General features: G+C 31.4%; 20 protein-coding genes. All 20 read right to left on the bottom strand.

What is annotated here, in order from left to right; translation table 11 throughout:
- Positions 1-5: 5 nt before the first annotated feature.
- Complete coding sequence (locus tag RGB74_RS02085) at positions 6-461, bottom strand: signal peptidase I (RefSeq protein ID WP_310761336.1); 456 nt, start codon at positions 459-461, stop codon at positions 6-8.
- Entirely contained in the window at positions 451-741 is a 291-nt protein-coding gene (locus RGB74_RS02080) for a PqqD family protein (RefSeq protein ID WP_310761335.1), read from the bottom strand. Before RGB74_RS02080 ends, RGB74_RS02085 begins: the two co-directional genes overlap by 11 nt.
- The gene (locus RGB74_RS02075) at positions 723-1,511 is read right to left on the bottom strand and encodes a nucleoside/nucleotide kinase family protein (RefSeq protein WP_310761334.1); all 789 of its coding nucleotides are present in this window, start codon (positions 1,509-1,511) and stop codon (positions 723-725) included. Before RGB74_RS02075 ends, RGB74_RS02080 begins: the two co-directional genes overlap by 19 nt.
- A gap of 65 nt (positions 1,512-1,576) precedes the next feature.
- Positions 1,577-1,792, bottom strand: a complete 216-nt coding sequence (locus RGB74_RS02070; RefSeq protein ID WP_310761333.1) for a hypothetical protein — start codon at positions 1,790-1,792, stop codon at positions 1,577-1,579.
- A 108-nt stretch (positions 1,793-1,900) separates the two neighbouring features.
- Positions 1,901-2,329, bottom strand: a complete 429-nt coding sequence (locus tag RGB74_RS02065; protein WP_310761332.1) for a VanZ family protein — start codon at positions 2,327-2,329, stop codon at positions 1,901-1,903.
- A 60-nt stretch (positions 2,330-2,389) separates the two neighbouring features.
- Positions 2,390-2,737, bottom strand: coding sequence for a helix-turn-helix domain-containing protein (locus RGB74_RS02060; RefSeq protein ID WP_310761331.1), 348 nt, complete (start codon positions 2,735-2,737; stop codon positions 2,390-2,392).
- An 82-nt stretch (positions 2,738-2,819) separates the two neighbouring features.
- Entirely contained in the window at positions 2,820-3,968 is a 1,149-nt protein-coding gene (locus tag RGB74_RS02055) for a DegT/DnrJ/EryC1/StrS family aminotransferase (RefSeq protein ID WP_310762773.1), read from the bottom strand.
- A gap of 63 nt (positions 3,969-4,031) precedes the next feature.
- A complete protein-coding gene (locus RGB74_RS02050; protein WP_310761330.1) occupies positions 4,032-4,685 on the bottom strand; it encodes an acetyltransferase in 654 nt (217 codons plus the stop codon).
- Between the two features lie 45 nt (positions 4,686-4,730).
- Entirely contained in the window at positions 4,731-5,339 is a 609-nt protein-coding gene (locus RGB74_RS02045) for a sugar transferase (RefSeq protein WP_310761329.1), read from the bottom strand.
- A gap of 5 nt (positions 5,340-5,344) precedes the next feature.
- A complete protein-coding gene (locus RGB74_RS02040; protein WP_310761328.1) occupies positions 5,345-5,506 on the bottom strand; it encodes a hypothetical protein in 162 nt (53 codons plus the stop codon).
- A gap of 82 nt (positions 5,507-5,588) precedes the next feature.
- Complete coding sequence (locus RGB74_RS02035; RefSeq protein ID WP_310761327.1) at positions 5,589-7,376, bottom strand: ABC transporter ATP-binding protein; 1,788 nt, start codon at positions 7,374-7,376, stop codon at positions 5,589-5,591.
- Positions 7,377-7,411: 35 nt separating this feature from the next.
- Positions 7,412-8,437 (bottom strand): glycosyltransferase, encoded by a 1,026-nt coding sequence (locus RGB74_RS02030; RefSeq protein WP_310761326.1) that lies wholly within the window; start codon positions 8,435-8,437, stop codon positions 7,412-7,414.
- A 59-nt stretch (positions 8,438-8,496) separates the two neighbouring features.
- The gene (locus RGB74_RS02025) at positions 8,497-9,687 is read right to left on the bottom strand and encodes a glycosyltransferase (RefSeq protein ID WP_310761325.1); all 1,191 of its coding nucleotides are present in this window, start codon (positions 9,685-9,687) and stop codon (positions 8,497-8,499) included.
- Positions 9,688-9,711: 24 nt separating this feature from the next.
- Positions 9,712-10,902, bottom strand: coding sequence for a glycosyltransferase (locus RGB74_RS02020; RefSeq protein WP_310761324.1), 1,191 nt, complete (start codon positions 10,900-10,902; stop codon positions 9,712-9,714).
- Between the two features lie 29 nt (positions 10,903-10,931).
- Positions 10,932-12,389: a hypothetical protein gene (locus RGB74_RS02015; RefSeq protein ID WP_310761323.1), complete on the bottom strand. Its 1,458-nt coding sequence runs from the start codon at positions 12,387-12,389 to the stop codon at positions 10,932-10,934.
- Positions 12,390-12,407: 18 nt separating this feature from the next.
- Positions 12,408-13,448 carry a glycosyltransferase family 2 protein gene (locus tag RGB74_RS02010; protein WP_310761322.1) on the bottom strand — a complete coding sequence of 347 codons (1,041 nt, stop codon included), beginning with the start codon at positions 13,446-13,448 and terminating at the stop codon, positions 12,408-12,410.
- A 13-nt stretch (positions 13,449-13,461) separates the two neighbouring features.
- Positions 13,462-14,640, bottom strand: coding sequence for a glycosyltransferase (locus RGB74_RS02005; protein WP_310761321.1), 1,179 nt, complete (start codon positions 14,638-14,640; stop codon positions 13,462-13,464).
- Positions 14,612-15,766: a glycosyltransferase family 1 protein gene (locus tag RGB74_RS02000; protein ID WP_310761320.1), complete on the bottom strand. Its 1,155-nt coding sequence runs from the start codon at positions 15,764-15,766 to the stop codon at positions 14,612-14,614. The genes RGB74_RS02005 and RGB74_RS02000 overlap by 29 nt, the downstream gene beginning before the upstream one ends.
- 58 nt (positions 15,767-15,824) lie before the next feature.
- A complete protein-coding gene (locus tag RGB74_RS01995; protein WP_310761319.1) occupies positions 15,825-16,910 on the bottom strand; it encodes an EpsG family protein in 1,086 nt (361 codons plus the stop codon).
- Positions 16,911-16,932: 22 nt separating this feature from the next.
- Positions 16,933-17,817 (bottom strand): glycosyltransferase family 2 protein, encoded by an 885-nt coding sequence (locus RGB74_RS01990; protein WP_310761318.1) that lies wholly within the window; start codon positions 17,815-17,817, stop codon positions 16,933-16,935.
- Positions 17,818-17,820: the final 3 nt, after the last annotated feature.

Raw genomic sequence — 17,820 nt, 5'->3', positions numbered from 1 at the left:
TCCAGTTAATATTGGAAATCTTCCTTCCTGTATGTAACTTTTCGCAAAATCTTAGACATCATTGGAAGGTGAATGATTAATAAGCCCCAAAGATTACTCCAATTATTACTCAAATCTATTGATTTATTTCTTCTTTCGATCATTATCATCTTTCCAATAATTTGATCTGATAAGACAGGTTCATCAAATAGTAGATTTGTATCTCCTTTAAATAGATAAGATACTCGATTGTCTACATGTATCGTTTTAATAAATCTGTGAGCAACCAGTTGATTAGAAGGCATAACAAATAACACTATGTCCCCTTTTTTAATCATCGAAGGATGACAAGCCTTAAAATGACAGATGTCACCTTGTCTAATGAAAGGGAACATGCTTTTTCCGTTGGCGGGAAGAAGTATATTCCCATTTACCTTTACTACTCGTTGAATTAAATCTACCGTAACTTGATTAACTAGCATGTTTCACCAAACCACATTTTATTAACTCAGATAGGAACCTTTCTAAGTCTTGCTGAACCTTTAATTGCGAATCCTCTATATCATATTTCTTTCTTACCGCATCTACTAAAAGATCAATGGTCACTGGTTCAGACAACAAAGACCAGCAAAAGCCCCCTACATGATTTAGTTTTGTTATCGTATGATACTGTGTATCTAGTATAATCAGTTCATCATCTAATAAAGTTACATCACATTGTTTTTGCTGTATAAATGTCTTCATTAAGAGATCATCTCCCAAAATGTATTGTCCTTTTTAAAATGAAGGTCATAGATCGGAACCAGTGTCACCAATTGCTTTAGCATACTAAAAATGCTTTTCATATCTTTAGAACCGTTTGGCCAATAAAATACCTTATCAATGATTTGAATAAATGCATCTGATTGGTTAATCAATATCCTTTGGTTAAGCATCGCCTGATTTAAAAATTGGATACTTTTTAGTGGATAGGATTTTATTTTTTCTCCTAACGGTGTACTGTCACTTCTAAATGGGGAATCAAAGATTGTGATTTTATTTTCTGTGATTTTTACAATTGTCGCTTCATCGGATAAAAGATCACGTGGATTAGATAACATAGCTACAGTCGACTTACCAGCACCAGAGTGTCCAGAGAAAAGATGTGCTCCTTCATTATCAACGACACATGAAGAATGAATTAACAATCCCCAGTTATGATGAACGATAAAAGCACTAAATAAATTCATCAGTGCATGCTTTAAAGCAAGCTCGTTATATGCAGAAATTTCGGCATTTTCAAAGGTGTTATCTACGTTAATTAAGTAATCCGCTCTTTTATAAACAATATGGTTAGATTCTCTCGTTGTGGAAACATTATAATTTACAAATGGAATTCCGTAGCTATCTTTAATAGTCAACTTAATATCTGGGATTTCATTCTGAACACTAATATGATTTAAGAAGTTAGTATGAAGAAATTCCGTAAATGTTGTGTTCTTACAGTGCATATGAAATATGAATTCTCCTATCTTAACAGGGAACAGTCTCATATTTTAAAACCCCTCTATGTCATGTTTAACAGAGTCAAAACTAAGTAACATATAACTCATTTTGTTTACTTATTTCCTTTGCCCTTCCCATTTCCCCCACCATTTCCATTATGAGGTCCAGTATAAGGTGGAAGTGGATAGTTAATACCGCCATTACCAGTCCCAGGATGATCAAGGTTTCCGTGACCTTTATTCCAGCTTTGTGCCGTTTCAAAACGTATTGGCTGATGATGAAGTACCTTAGGCTGCTGGTATTCTGCAGTAGATTCATTTTTTTTCATATCCATATCCCCTTATTATTTTTTTTAAGTACACATTTGTTATATTCATTATATTGTTACTTTCGTTCTTTTTAAAGAACATTTTTTCGACATTAGTCGCCTATCTTTTTATTGATTGATAACGGTTGACATATATTTAAGTTTTCTTCCTAGTTTTGATTTTATTTTGACGAAATAACTTCGGTGAATGATATACCAAACTACTAGAATACCAATTGCGTTCTTAATTAAGTCAAACAATGAAAACGACCTAAATGGTACAAATATTTGGTGAAATTCATCAATGATTCCGTATATCAAGGCTATTAAAAAGCAGAATATTTCTTTATTGTGTGTTAAAAGACCAAAACTTAATAACATTAGTATCAACAACATATATAAAATCCCAAACTCAAAGAGGTGCCCCGCTTCTAAGATTATCCCTAGTAATAAAAGGACCCGCTTATCAACATTTATAGCCAATGTATAGATAGATTCCGGGTTAAAGTAACTAGATTGTAGCCATATGAACCACATATAAAAAATGGGTAGAAGCATCAGACAAAAACGACTTAAAAGGGTAATTATTCTAATACATATCAACTCACTTTTCACTGTTTATTCTTGATTTCCAGCTTCACTTTTCTTCCATTTAATAAATTCTATTAACTCACGATATTCATGAATAATTTCTTTGTTGATTCCTAAACTTTTTAGTTCAACAACAAATTCCACCCACTCTTTTTCTACCTCCATATGCTCACTATCTAATTTATTGCTTAACAGTGCTTTTACCTCTACATCTAAAACAAGTGCAATTTTTTCAACGACTTGAATGGAAGGATTTTTATTTAACCTTCTTTCAATATTACTTAAATACGATTTTGATACTTTTGAGCGATCTGCAAGTTCAGTAAGAGTTATGCCTTTCCGTTTCCGAAGTTCATAAATGTTTTTCCCAATCATATTGTGTTAACCTCTTTTATCATTATTGGGCATTGCTTTTAAGTTCCCTATGTATATAAAAAAATAAGATAAGTTAGATAACCTATCTTATTTCGCTTGCAGTTGATAATAAACTAGAGTCATTTATGATGAGTGCCGATTTTATGCAATTGATAACATGCAGCTGCTCTTTTTTCGTCATATTTGTCCCAGAAGGAAGGCAGATTCCTGTATTAAAAAGTTTTTCTGATACACTATAATTTTTTTCATGTGGAAAATATGCAGCATCTTTGAACAATGGCTGAAGATGTAACGGTTTCCATACCAGTCTGGCTTCAATGTTCTCCTCTGCCAAAGCTATTATCAGATCATTTACCGAGATTCTAGTTATTTTTTCATCAACAGTCATTACAGAAAGCCAACGATTTGAGAAAGTTCCCTCTAATTCTGGCATAAACGAAATGCCCGGCACCTCACTTAATTCTTCCGCATAAAAATCAAAGATATCTCTTTTTTCGAATACTCTTTGTTGTAAAACTTCTAGTTGCCCCCTACCAACTCCAGCAAGAATATTACTCATCCGGTAATTGTACCCCATCTCACTATGCTGGTAATGAACGGCTTCATCCCTTGCTTGTGTTGATAAAAACCTTGCCTTTTTTACAGCTTCATTTTTATTGGAAATCAGCATTCCCCCACCAGAAGTCGTAATGATTTTATTCCCATTAAAAGAGTAAATACCAAACTTTCCAAATGTCCCGCTAGCTTTTCCTTTATATGTAGAACCTAACGATTCAGCAGCATCTTCAATGACAGGAACGCTGTATTCATTACACAAGGATAAAATCTCATCCATTTTTGCACTTTGGCCGTATAAGTTTACAACGATTATTGCTTTCGGCAGCTTTCCTTTTAATTCCGCTTCTTTCAATGCATTTTCAAGAGCTTGTGGTGACATGTTCCACGTATCAGGTTCAGAGTCAATGAACACAGGATCTGCGCCTTGGTAAAGGATCGGATTAGCACTAGCGACAAATGTAAAAGTCGAACAAAAAACTGTATCTCCTTTTTTTACCCCTAACAAAGAAAGAGCAAGATGGATGGCAGCTGTACCAGAACTCAATGCAACTCCTTCACTTGCTCCAACATATGCAGTTAATTCTTTTTCAAAAGCATCAACATTTGGACCTAAAGGGGCGATCCAATTTGTGTGAAACGCTTGTTCAATATACTTCTGCTCATTTCCACTCATATGCGGAGAAGCAAGGTAAATACGTTTTTTGTTTGTATGAGTTTGCACTTCAAAGCCTCCTTATTACAAATATTTTTCTCCAGTTGTTCTTGTTCTAATAACTTTTGCCGGCGCGCCGTATGCAATAACGTTTGATTCAATATCTTTTAAAACCGTTGATCCTGCGCCGATAATGGTGTGCTGTCCAATTTTTACAGAATGAATGATCGATGATCCTAATGAAACTGCTGAATGCTGACCTATTGCAACATTTCCACCTAACGTTACTCCTGGTGCTAACGAAACATAATCTCCTATTCTACAATCATGATCAATTGAAGCTTTCGTATTAATAATGCAATGTTCACCAATTTTACTGTCGCTGTTTATTATCGCTCCTGGCATAACGGCTGTACCTTCACCAAGTTCAACACCTCTTGCTATAATCGAAGTTGGATGAACAGCAGTGATAAAGTTGAATTTTGGATTTATTTCTTTAATTTTTTCAACCATAAGACTTCTAACAAAATTATCACCGATGGCGACTATACCACCAGCTATTTTCGAGTTCGCTTGAAGTGTCGTTTCATCCCCTAATACTTCATATCCAAAAACAATAGTACCCTCAGCAACAAAATGATCAATGAATCCCAATATGTTAAATTCATTGCTTTTTTCGAGGATATCAATGATAACCTTAGCGTGTCCTCCACAACCAAACACGACAATATTTTTCACAGCAACAATCTCCTAACAATAAAGGATAATTATTCATACTCTTCATTACATTTCTTTATGTCTACTTGCAGTCCCATTAAATATGGGCATTGTAACTGAATTACTATTAGATATCCCTTCACTTCTGATTACTTTGTTCAAGGTTAGAAAAAGTATTTTTAAATCTAGTAAAAAGTTTTGGTTCTGTACATACCATAAGTCGAGCTGAAATTTCTCATCCCAAGAAATTGCGTTTCTACCATTAATCTGCGCCCATCCTGTAATACCTGGCCTCACATCATGGCGTTTTTTTTGTTCTTCGGTATATAGCTCCAAATAACTCATCAATAGAGGTCTTGGTCCAACAAGACTGATATCCCCTTTTAGTACATTCAACAATTGGGGGAGTTCATCTAGACTATATTTTCTTAAAAAATGACCAAATGGAGTTAGCCGATCTTCATCAGATAACAGATTTCCAAAACGATCTTTTTGGTCTGTCATGGTTCGGAATTTATATAGATAAAACGGCTTGGCACGGAGTCCAGGCCTTTCCTGTTTAAAGATAATAGGTGACCCAAGCTTGTTTTTTACTAAGATGGCAAGGATGCCAATCACAACAGAAAATATAATCAATAAAACAAGAGAGGTAAATAAATCAAAAGTTCTCTTCACAATTTTTAAGCTCCTAATCTATTAGATGTAATTGAAGCTAAAATCTGTTTTTTTAGTTCATTAATCATATCCATTGCATCTTCAATTAGTAGATTCTCTCCTTGTTGCTGAACATCTATCAAAATTCTTTTTAGTTTTTCTTGAGTCAGTAATTCGAATGAATCCATCTCGATCCCTCTCTTTTTCAAATTAAAGACATAAAAAAAGCATCTTAATTTTTTAAGATACAATGTCTGTAAAACTATATTCTTAATGTGCAATTGTTTTCTGTTCCCGTTTATTATCGATAGATATCAATTTACCTTTATTCATTTTAAATACGATATCACAATTTTCTATCGTACTCAATCTATGAGCGATAATGATCAACGTCTTTTCGCCTTTTAACCCATCAATCGCCTTCATGATTTCTTTTTCGGTTTCATTGTCCAATGCTGACGTCGCTTCATCCATAAATAAGATTTCCGGGTTGTGATACAATGCTCGTGCAATTCCTATCCGTTGACGTTGCCCACCAGAAAGCCTTACTCCTCTTTCCCCGACTTCAGTTTCTAATTGATCAGGAAGAGCTTCAACAAATTCCTTTAGTTGCGCTTGTTCTAGTGCACGCCATACTGCTTCGTCATCAATTTGATTTTCTGCTATTCCAAATGCTACATTCCCCCGTATGGTGTCGTCAGTCAAAAATATAGATTGAGGGATATACCCAATTTTCTGCTGCCATAATGATTTTTGTTCAAATATACTCTTCCCATCAATTAGAACATTTCCTTTTTCAGGCTGAAACAGACCAAGAATGATATCCACTATCGTTGTTTTCCCAGCACCTGATTCACCGATAAATGCAACGGATTTACCAATCGGGATTGTTAAAGAGACATTTTTAGCGGAATAGTCTTTTTGATTAGGGTATCTAAAAGAGACTTCATTTAACTTAATTGAACCTTTGAATGTTTTTTCTCTTTTGTTTATGGATGTTAATACGGAATCTTCTTGAGAAAAAAAGATATTTGAGTTCTTATCTTTGCTAATAAATAGATCTTCATAAACAACATCTAATGCAGGCTGATTGTAACGAATTGTTGTAATCAAGGCTATTATACGTGTAATAGATGGCATTAAACGGAAAGCTGCCATCGTAAATAGTGCCATTGTCGAAATGAGTTGTGAAGTACTCTTTTCTTGAAAAACGATAATTAACATTGTTATAAGTACGATTGATACAAGTATTGTTTCAATAAAAAGTCTCGGAACCTGTTCTAACATTTTCATATAACGACTATTATTCGCCTTAGTTTGGCTGTGCTTGGTGTACGAATTAATAAAAAGATTTTCTCTTCCTGATACTTTAACTTCCTTACTAGCTCCTAATCCTTGATTAACCCATTTAATCATTGATCCATTTACTTTTTGTTGCTCTTTACCTAAAGAAGCTATTTTTTTTCGAAAAGATTTAAAAAACAGAAAAACACTTCCAGATAATAAGATTGCTGAAGTTATTGTTGCCTCAGGAGCCGTTATTAACAGAAGAAATAATATACATGTCGTAACTAAAAGTTCAGTAAAAAGTTGAAAACCTGAAATAATAATACCTTGGAATATTTTAGGGACTTCATCATTTACATTTCTAAGCAGATCTGCTGTATTCCGTTGGAGATGGAAAGTATATGGTTTAATTAAATATTCTTCAAATAACTTTCTGGAGAGCTTAACTTGCTGATTTAGGATAACCTTTAGTTGTGCAAAGTTAAAAAAAAGTAAATAGAAGTTTTTAAATACAAAAATCGCAAGCAAAACCACGACACTAAATACAGTAAATGCTGATGTTGATTGAAAGTTAAAAAGTTTATATATGTAAGACAAAAATTCTTGTTGATGTATTATTTGAGGGTTTGTTACAAGTCCAACAAAAGGAACAATTAATCCTATACCAATCGTTTCAAATAGAGCTGCTGCTACCATCATGAATAATAAGATTATTAATTTTTTTTTTTCTTTTTTATTAAAAAGCAATAGAAGTTTTTTTATTGTGTCCATCATTTATTCACCTTCCACTAAACTAGACATTTTTATTAAAATTTATTTAATAGTAATTGAAATTTATTCTTAGTAAATATGAACTTGTATAATAGCTTTTCGTTTTTGTTAAAACAAAATAACTTTAATATTTTATAATACACGGATGGACATTTATAACATTTAAGATCTTCTTTAAAATGTATATCATTTAAAATCGAAGATATGATTTTGTATTTTTCATTAATAATTAAAGGACTTTGTACTACTTCGTGAATATAAGATAAGGTTACACTTGTATAGTGATTTTTTACATAATTAGTGTATTCTTTGAGCTTGTAACTTTTACATATCTCTATTAAAAGATTTTTATTATCAACAATATAATCGTAAAAGTTTTCTCTGAAAATCTGAGTAAGTGATTCTCTTTTGTGTTTATAGTAATTATATAAGGGCTGTTCTACAAACACTAATCTATTAGTTATTGTTAAAAACTTAAAATTAAGTCTCGCATCTTCACTATGATGCTTATGTTCTTCAAATTTAAAAGAGTCAAATAACGACTTTCTATAAAGTTTATTTACACTTGATACAATACTAAAAGTTTTGTTTTTTAGTATTGATGGAATTATATAATCTTCAATTTCTTTTTTATCAATAACAGAATTGGTATTTTTCCAAATTGATGAAGTAGAATAAGTGTTTGTTTCTACATTTATTGTCTTTATGGGACAAACAACAATATCAGCGTTAAGATCTAACGCATTCTCTAATAACACTTCATACATATTTGGCTCAATAGAATCATCAGGGTCAACAAAAGCTATATACTCCCCCCTTGAAATTTCAATTCCTTTGTTACGTGCTGAAGACACACCTCCATTCTCTTTATGAATAATTTTCACTCTTTTATCTTTTCTTTTGTAATACTCACAAATTCCCCCACAATTGTCTGGAGAACCATCGTTCACAAGGATTAGTTCGAAATCCGAATATGTTTGAGATAGAATTGAATTAATACAATTTGCTAAGTAGCTTTCCACGTTATATATTGGTACAACTATACTTATGACTGGACTCATAGAATCTTCACCTTCTTTTACAAAAATCACAAAATTTTCATTTAGAATGCATCAAATACTTAATCAAAGATTAAACTCATATTTTTATCTTCTATCGAAGTTTTAACACTTTCTTCTAATAGATTGGAAGTGAACTTGTTTCTTAATTTCTGATATGTTAATAGTTTTGATACCGCGTCAAACAATTCATTCTCATCGATGTTAACTATAAGGCCAGTTACTTCATTTTTTATTTGTTCATTTGCGCCATTTACATTAGTTGTTATGATAGGTTTTTTCAATGTTCTAGCTTCAACAAGAGATATACAATAACCCTCGTATCTAGATGGTTGAACATAGATATCACATTGGTCAATAAAAGGATATGGATTTGGATTGGAACCTAACAAAATAAAATGGTTCTGAAGATTATGTGCTGCTATTAATTTTTCATATTCTTCTCGAGAACTTCCTTCCCCTACACAATACCATCTAACGTTATAACCATTTCTTATTAACCGCGCCAAAACTTTTATAGCTAAATCCTGGCCTTTTTCAGGTGTTAATCTTCCTACTGTTAAAATTCTTTCACCCTCAAAATTATCGTTAAATCCAGTTCCTTCTTTTGATTGTTTAAAAAGTTCATTCTTTGATACCATGTTGAAGAAAATGTCTGTTTTCCCTTTAATAGTAGGAACTGTATTAATAAGTTTATTTTTTGCTTCTTTCGAAACAACAAATATTTGGTCAAACTTATTATAAATTTTCGAGGCGAAATGTTTGTTAAATCCCACCTTAGTAATATCAAAATGAATCCACTGAATCTTCTTTTTAGCTTTTATTTTCTTTACAACAAAATAACTTATGAAGTCCATTGGACCTGCATAAGCTACAGCGATATCATATTCATTTTTAAGATCAGGGATATTCTTTAAAAGATATCTAAATAATATGGATCTGTCATTTAAGAGTTTTGAAAACAAAAATAAAAGAGATAAATATAACCCTTTTATAATCTTACCGTTTTTAATTAAATTCAAAGTGATTGTTTTTGGGGGAATATTCAATATCTTTTTAATCTTAGAATACCCCTCAAGATATTTCACATGAACTGTCTCTGGAATTAAATCTAAAAAACCACCATACTTTTCTAACATAAGGATTGTTATGTCATACTCCTCTTTTGGCATCTCGGATATCATGTTTAGTAGTGCTTTTTCAGTACCGCCAACATTCATGTTTATTACCATAAATAATATTTTCTTTTTCATTTTTACTCACTTCCATATTTAAAATTAACCGATTAATTGATAAAATTTCTCGAGCTCCTCTACATTTCCTTTTTTTTCAGATTTCAAGTAATCAACGATATTTTGATATAATTCATTATTTTTTATTAATCTACTAATTGCTTCACACACAGCATCCGCATTCATATCGACAACAAGACCATTCTTTCCATCAATCATTTGATTATAAACAGCATCAAATCTTGTAGTAACAACAGGAATATTTAGCATTCGCGCCTCAGCAATCGCCAGTCCAAAACCTTCAAATTTTGAAGTTTGTACATAAATATCTGAATTTTTAATATAAGGATATGGATTAGATCTAATACCTAATAATTTAAAATGGTCTGAGAGGTTATTTTCTTTAATAAAATCTTCAATTTCCTTTTTTAAAGGACCTATCCCTAAAATATACCACTTGAAATTTATCCCTTTTTCTTTGAGCAATTTACAGGTATTTAAGGCAATATCATAACCCTTTTGATAATCCAATCTTCCAATAGTAAGAATTTTTATTCCATTAAATTTGTCTTGATAGTTTTCTCCTATTTTACTCATTTCAAATATTAATTTTGGATTATTGATATCATAAATAACATCTACTTTATCTTTAAAACTTGGAAATGTTTCTGTGAAAATATCTTTTGTGGAGTCAGATACCGCTATAATTTTATTAAAATTATCATAATATTTCCTTTGGAATTCTTTATCTTGATCATCTAGTCTATAACTAACATTTACCCAAGCAAACTTCTTTTTTGCTTTTACTTTTTCTGCTACATAAAATGTTGGAACACCTTGGGCATAACTAATCGCTATATCATAAAAAATTGAATTTTTTTCAATTACATTAGAAACACTTTCCCAATAAAACCTTGCTTTTTGAACGTTGCGGTACTGTTTTTTTCTAATTTTAGTAGAATATTTTAATCGAGAATAAAGCATTTTAAAATCTAAATTCTTTAATGAATACAGGATAGCTTTTTTCAGATTAAATCTTGTAAATTCAGAGTATTTTATGGGTTTTAATATTGTAACTTCCTTTGGAACCAATTCTTCAAGTAAAGTTCCATGTGCAAAAAGCATTAAATCTACAGAATATAATTTATAGTCAATTAGCGACAAAAGTGTTACTAGACTTTTTTCAGCTCCAGCACAGTTTAAAGAATCAATTACAAATAGTATTTTTTTTTTCATATTAAACAAATCTCCAATATAAAAAATTTTTATAATATATTTTGCTCATAGATTTTCTTAAATTTAAGTTTGATATTTATGATTTTAAATTTCAGAATTTTTAGTTTTTTTATAATATAATAAATCAATAATTCTTTGTTAGCATTGTTGGTCCAGTTTCCTGTGTATTCTTTTATCATTCGAATGTCTTTTTTGCTTAATATTTCTTTTGAACTTTTTTTCATGATTTTAAGTGTAGTAAACTTAATTCCATCATAATAAAAATGGTTTTCAGGATTAAATATAATATCATCAATTGGTTTTCGAAAATGAAGATTATTATTATTTACAAGTCCCTCATAAACAGTAAATTCTTTTTCTAAGTCTGTATATCCATAATAAATAAAACCTAAATTTTCACAATCTCGTATTCCATATGCAGCAAGTACGGCATCAGATACTAAGCAAATTCTTTCAGGATCAATATTTCTGTGTTTTATGAAGTAACTGTAAGTGTTTTTAATCTTTTCAAAGATAAAAAAATCCTTATTAAATTCGGCATTATTTAAAAAATGAATACTATTCTCGTTAAACATCATTTGAGAAAGTCGAATGGTTTCTGAATGGTTACTATTTATATAGAATGAATGTTTACTATAACCATAAAGATTTTCTAGCTCTTTCTTCACCTGTATTAAATTGCTTTTTAAGTCTTTAGGTTCAAAAACAATTACATTTATTGTGCTTTGATCGTTAAAAAAGGATTTAACTGCACTAACATCTTTTTCGACAGTAGTTAATTTACTAAACCATTTATCTTGTTTAAATAAATAGTTTAATAAATTTTTCGGACCATTTTTTATTAATTTAATTTCTTTTTCATAATAAATGGAACCGAATTCTTTAAGAATATCTTTTGCTTTTTCTTTTTTACTGAAAGCTTCTGGGAATAAAATAACGATAAATATATCATGTTTTAATTTACAATATTCATAAGCGATAGCGTCACTCCATTTTGAAAGCAACCCCCTTTTATTAAAAAATTCATAATTGTAACAAATATTACTATCCTTCATCTTAATTACCTTGACTTTTTTCTTGTAAAGAAGTGCCGCAGTTAATCGGTGGGCTCCATCAAGTGGTACACCATTATTACTAATAGGTATAAGTGAAACATTATCATCGAATCCATGTTTTTTTATAGAATCTAATGTGGAATTAAAATTTTTAACGAATGATTTTATTCCTTTTTTACCCGAACCATCATCCTCATCATATCTATTAAAAGTCCAAATATGATCATCATATAGTCTAGTTCCCCAGTTGCTATTCCACTTATTTTCGTAGAATTTACCATATATATACTTTGCCATTATGTCAAATCTACTATGATTTATTATCGTATATGGGTCCGCATCTAATACATTATTAATTTCTTCATTTATGTTTATATGACCTATTCGATTATGGTTTAATTTTTTCGAAACATCACTTTTTAATGTAACCATTTAATTACTCACCACTTTTCACATATAAAAAGTATCTTGTTTTAGTAAAACTGCTTTAGAATTTATTTTATTTACTTTTAATAACTTTTTTAATCCTAGATAAAAGATATTAATGTAAGGATGTAGAGAAAATAGAAATAATTGATTTCTTAAGTTTCTATCGTTTCTTACCGCCTTTTTAAAATTTTTATAATTTAAAAGTACGTATAATTGAATTTCTTTCCTAAAGACCCCCCTTATATCTTTTTTTCTATTTAAAATCAATAAATTATAATGAATTAGACTTGCCTTTAAAATATTTTTATAAGACTCATTAATTAATTGGTTATAATTTTCTTCTATGAAATGATGCCTCTCCTTTAGCCCTGCAATCATATCAAGATTTCGTATTGTGTAAGTGGCAACAATACTGTCGTTTCTTTGGTAATAGTTGTAATACGGTTGTTTTAAAATCAGAAAATTATTTACTCTGTGCATAACTTGATGTGCCCAAAATACATCTTCAAAAAGAACACCCTTTTTAAATGGAATATCTCTGATGATCTCCGTTTTATATAATTTTCCCCAGGCAAAATTTTTCACTTTTTCATTAGTCACTAACTCGTGCATTAATGTTTTCTTATCCAATATTTCAGGGGAAGCATTTTGCGAATCGTATATTCGATCCAGCATAAGCTTATCTTCATAGGCATAATAAAAAGCTGATTGAACGACATCAGCTTCATACGTTATTGCACGATTCACCATGTTTTTTATCATCTCTATTTCTAACCAATCATCACTGTCTACGAACATGGTAAATTCACCAGTTACCTGTTTCATACCATAATTTCTAGCATCCGATAATCCACCGTTTTCTTTATGAATTACCTTTATACGGTTATCTTTAGAGCCATAATCGTCAGCAATCTTACCACAACGATCTGGGGAACCATCATTTACTAAGATGATTTCTAAGTTTGTATACGTTTGATTACGAATACTATCTATACATCTATGAATATATTTTTCTACCTTATAAATAGGGACAACGACACTCACTTTTGTCTCCTCTTCCATTTATTGTCCCCTCCTAAATCAATTCATATAATTTCTGTAATTCATGACTATTATGATAGTTTGTATCAAGACAATTATGCGAAAGCTTTTTTCTAAATTCTTTATCCTTATACATCCGTTCTATTCCATCTGCTATTCCTTCAATTGACATTTCACATATTGATCCATCAAATCCATTCTTTACTTGACTGTTTGCTGTGGCATAATTTGTGATCAGTACTGGTTTGGAAAGAATTTGAGCTTCTCCCACTGTAACAGCTTTCCCTTCATATCGAGATGGTTGCATGTATAAGTCAGCTGCTTTCATGACCGGATATGGATTTAATTGTTTCCCTAAAAGGATGAACTGCTCTTCCAGTTCATTTTGTTTGATTAATTCTTTCAACATTCCTTCATCTCCCCCATATCCAACCACATACCAGACGATATCATCATAACCCCTTTGTTTTAATAACTTTAATGCTTTAACCGCATTATCTATTCCCTTTGCATAGGATAATCGAGCCACTGTTACAATCTTAAACCTTGAATCCTGAAAAATTGGACTATCCACTTTCTCGGCTGCTAGGTTAAGGATAAATTCTGGAGAAGTAATATTTTCAATGACGAGTACCTTATTTTCTAAAGCCTTATATTTGCTTAGAAAAGCGTTTTTGCATTCCTCAGATACTGCCATAATGTAATCAAATTTATTCCACATTTTAAAATCTAACTCTTCATCTGTATCTACTATTGAAAAATCTGTATGTATCCAGGCAATTTTGGTTTTTGCTGAAACTTTCTCTGCAACAAAATAATGCGGCCACAAATAACTGATAGCCATATCGTAGTTCTTTTTTAAACTTGGTAAAAAAGGAAGTGTGTACACCCACATATACTGTAGTTGCTTATAACCGTTTTCAGCAGATTGATTTAAATTTGCTTTATATTTCGCTAACAATCTTGCTAAAGCTATTGGAAGTTTCCCAGATTGCAGTATTTTTCCGATTGGCATTCTAACTGTTTTATAAGCTTTGGATTCTTTCAATAATTTCGCTTGTTTTGGGAGTAAATTCATGAAGTCACCTGTATGACTGTATAACATAAGATCTACTTCATGATTATTATAATCAAAGTTATTTAACATACTGATAAGACTTCTTTCTACTCCACCAACTTCCATGTCATATGAAGCTATTAGCAGTTTTTTCATACTCTTCTCCATCATTCGTTTTATAAAAGTCTAATAAGCGTGATATTCCTTCAGTTAAGGAGTATCCATTATCATCAAAGCATTGAATAATTTTATTTATATCTTTTTCTTTTTTACCTGCTAGTTCCATAATTTTATCTGTCCAAACATTGCTGCCATCTGCTAACGAGAGTTGTGTCACTAAACCCAAATTTAAATCCGCTTCTGGTTGTATGGCTTCTGATACAATACAAGGGATACCACATGCTTGTGCTTCTAAGAGTACGAGTCCTAATCCCTCGTATAAAGACGGAAAAACAAATACATCCATACTATGCAGCATTGTTGTCACGTTTTCTTTTACACCTGCAAATCTAATATTTTCATGTATTCCCTCTTTTTCCGCCTCCTTTTCGATATGATCTCTTAGGTCACCTTCACCAACTAGCAACAATTTAATGTTTGGATCCTTTTTGATTGCACTTTTCAATATTTCTAATAAAAATATGTGATTTTTCGCTTCTATAAACCTGCCGATGTGCCCTATAACTAAAAACTCATCTAGACTTTCTTCATCTTTATATTGTTTAACAGCTCTACTGGAAACATTTAAGAATCGCGAATAATCAATCACATTGGGGAAATAGACATATTTATCACTCAATATGCCTTTCTCTCCAAATAAATATTTTCCAGCACCTTTACTGCATGCGAGCAGATGTGTAGAAAGATGATTTATCATTAATCTCATAAAATGAAAGTAAATCTTTCTTATCATGCTTTTATCATGGTCTAATGTTGTATGAGCATGGGATAGTCTTATTTTCACACCTGCTAATAAAGCAGCGATAATTGCTATCCCACAATGAAAAAGAGTATGAGCGTGGACAGCATGATAAGGACCATGTGTTTTCATCGCATGACAATGTTCCTTTATTGATAGTGTCCGGGATATTCTAATAACCTTGCCACCCAAACTTTTAATTTCCTCATCATAGTGAGCTTCTTTTTGACTATAAGATATAAAATCAAACTGGACTTTCTTTCTATCGATGTTTCTATAAATATTCATTAACATGGTTTCGGTTCCAGCTCTATTCATAGCTCCAACAACATGGAGAATTTTTATAGGTTCATCGTTATTCATAACTATCTCCTTTTAGATCAATTAAATAGCTAACTTCAGACTTTGTTAGTTGATTTATCTACCAAGTTAAGAAATTACTTTTATATACCGTATGCAAACTTATTACATTCTCAAAAAAATAATAAGCGCCATAACAAATTAAAAGACCATAATAAACGAACCTCTCGTCTTGCTTTCTAAATAGCTTCACAATCCAAGAAATTAATATCAGTAAATACAAATCGAAATAGATTGAAAATCTGGCAAAAATCCAGTTCTGAGTTGATATAATCATAAAGACGAGGCCGATTATCGACATATTTACGATATAATCACTTTCCGGAAATATCTCTCGTAGTTTTTTTCTTCCCAAAAACGCGATGAATACTGGAGCAACATTTACAACCACTCTAATAATATTTGCCCCTCCTTCCGCAAAATTTTCGTAATGACTATACTGAGTATCTTGAATGCTTGAAAATAATAACGAGGAAAATTGGTCAAACACGAGGGTTATGGCTACTGAGAAAAAAATAAGCAGCCATGTAGCCTTTGACCATGATTTTGTTCTTGCTAGAAAATATATCGGAATTAAAATAAGTGCACTTTGGTGAAACGTTGATGCAAAAAGAACGATTAAAATGTATTTTTTCCAATTTCCTTCAATAAGATATTTTGTTGCTGTAAAAATGATAGATGCTGCAAAAACTTGCCTGATCCCGTTCATTGAGATTAGAAACAAGCCTCCTGTGATATAGACATAGAGACTTAATTCGAAAATCCTTGAATATTTAAATAAGACTAAAACAATTAATACATTTGTAATAAGTGCCGTCGTAAAAATCATAATCTGGGGATCATCCGAGTACATTTTCAAAAGCATTTGGAGAATCCCAAATCCAATATCTTTCTGGCTCAATATAAAATCCCAAGTAAAATCATTTATTTCATAGATGTGCTTATAAAAATAAGTGTCTCCAATATTGGAACGAAGACCTGAAACAAAGACTAGAGTTAACATAGCCAGGAACATTAATAAACGATTTGGTTTTATAGGCATGTATGTTGAGAAAGGACTCGTACTTACAGAACTAGCAACAGAAAAATATCTGGCAAAAAATGAAAAAATAAAAACTATGGCAAGATTAATCCATAGAATAGTCATTCTTTATTTCCCTTCTTTTAGATCAGACTGTTTTTGTCTTATTCGATATATAAAGATATAATAAAAAACCAAAGGGTATAGCCAATATTGTTAAGTCTTTTCTTGGTGTATCATTAAGAAATTTCCAGTTTTTCATTAATAGATTGCTGGACACAAAGTGGATAGCCTGCCTAAATTTAAATGAGAGACTTGCAAAAGGTAACTTCATGAGCTCTTTACGATAAAAAGCAAAGCCTCTTGGGTTTCTCCGATATTGGTTCATCATATTTAAGGAAGAACCGTCCGGTAAATACTCTACGCAACATAGGACCTCATTCATGAGCAACATGTTAAACTCTTTATCTAGCATGTAATATTTATAAGCTAATCCAACATACTTTTCATTTTCAAATACAGGATATGGATTTTTCTTCGCTAGTTCCGAACGATAAACAAGCTTCTTATCTCCAGTTACACTATGTTTGTTATATAAATCAAATAATGTAGAATGCTTTATATGATCTGGTAACTTTGAGCCAATGATTTGGTTTTCAGTATCGGAATCAAGAGCAATAATTCCACTTACTTGATCACTTCCATACTTATTCCAAAATGTAAGGATTTTTTCAACAGCATCCTCTGGCATATAATCATCGGAATCGATACACACATTTAATTCTGTTTCAATGAGTTCATATGCTGTATTATGTGCGCCATGCATCCCTTGATTCTTCTGCCAATGATAACTAATTTGAATCGCTTTTTCATCGATCCAACTTTGTACCAGATCTTTTGTATCATCTGTAGAACCATCGTCGATTACTAACCAAATAAAGTCTTTACTCGTTTGTTGTTTTAGACTTTCATAACATTTATTTAGGCAATACGCTCGATTAAAGGTAGGCGTGAACACAGTTAATTGCTTCATATG

Source organism: Bacillus sp. NEB1478 (genome assembly GCF_031582965.1).
In the GTDB taxonomy this organism is placed as follows: domain Bacteria; phylum Bacillota; class Bacilli; order Bacillales; family Fictibacillaceae; genus Fictibacillus.
Note: the sequence above shows the minus strand (reverse complement) of the source record. Positions and strands in the feature narration are given on the sequence as shown.

What these genes read in the sequence shown, in the direction of transcription:
- RGB74_RS02085 (WP_310761336.1), bottom strand. Translation starts at nt 461, where the DNA reads ATGCTAGTTAATCAAGTTACGGTAGATTTAATTCAACGAGTAGTAAAG.
- RGB74_RS02075 (WP_310761334.1), bottom strand. Translation starts at nt 1,511, where the DNA reads ATGAGACTGTTCCCTGTTAAGATAGGAGAATTCATATTTCATATGCAC.
- RGB74_RS02070 (WP_310761333.1), bottom strand. Translation starts at nt 1,792, where the DNA reads ATGAAAAAAAATGAATCTACTGCAGAATACCAGCAGCCTAAGGTACTT.
- RGB74_RS02065 (WP_310761332.1), bottom strand. Translation starts at nt 2,329, where the DNA reads ATGCTTCTACCCATTTTTTATATGTGGTTCATATGGCTACAATCTAGT.
- RGB74_RS02060 (WP_310761331.1), bottom strand. Translation starts at nt 2,737, where the DNA reads ATGATTGGGAAAAACATTTATGAACTTCGGAAACGGAAAGGCATAACT.
- RGB74_RS02055 (WP_310762773.1), bottom strand. Translation starts at nt 3,968, where the DNA reads ATGAGTGGAAATGAGCAGAAGTATATTGAACAAGCGTTTCACACAAAT.
- RGB74_RS02040 (WP_310761328.1), bottom strand. Translation starts at nt 5,506, where the DNA reads ATGGATTCATTCGAATTACTGACTCAAGAAAAACTAAAAAGAATTTTG.
- RGB74_RS02035 (WP_310761327.1), bottom strand. Translation starts at nt 7,376, where the DNA reads ATGGACACAATAAAAAAACTTCTATTGCTTTTTAATAAAAAAGAAAAA.
- RGB74_RS02030 (WP_310761326.1), bottom strand. Translation starts at nt 8,437, where the DNA reads ATGAGTCCAGTCATAAGTATAGTTGTACCAATATATAACGTGGAAAGC.
- RGB74_RS02025 (WP_310761325.1), bottom strand. Translation starts at nt 9,687, where the DNA reads ATGAAAAAGAAAATATTATTTATGGTAATAAACATGAATGTTGGCGGT.
- RGB74_RS02020 (WP_310761324.1), bottom strand. Translation starts at nt 10,902, where the DNA reads ATGAAAAAAAAAATACTATTTGTAATTGATTCTTTAAACTGTGCTGGA.
- RGB74_RS02015 (WP_310761323.1), bottom strand. Translation starts at nt 12,389, where the DNA reads ATGGTTACATTAAAAAGTGATGTTTCGAAAAAATTAAACCATAATCGA.
- RGB74_RS02010 (WP_310761322.1), bottom strand. Translation starts at nt 13,448, where the DNA reads ATGGAAGAGGAGACAAAAGTGAGTGTCGTTGTCCCTATTTATAAGGTA.
- RGB74_RS02005 (WP_310761321.1), bottom strand. Translation starts at nt 14,640, where the DNA reads ATGAAAAAACTGCTAATAGCTTCATATGACATGGAAGTTGGTGGAGTA.
- RGB74_RS02000 (WP_310761320.1), bottom strand. Translation starts at nt 15,766, where the DNA reads ATGAATAACGATGAACCTATAAAAATTCTCCATGTTGTTGGAGCTATG.
- RGB74_RS01995 (WP_310761319.1), bottom strand. Translation starts at nt 16,910, where the DNA reads ATGACTATTCTATGGATTAATCTTGCCATAGTTTTTATTTTTTCATTT.
- RGB74_RS01990 (WP_310761318.1), bottom strand. Translation starts at nt 17,817, where the DNA reads ATGAAGCAATTAACTGTGTTCACGCCTACCTTTAATCGAGCGTATTGC.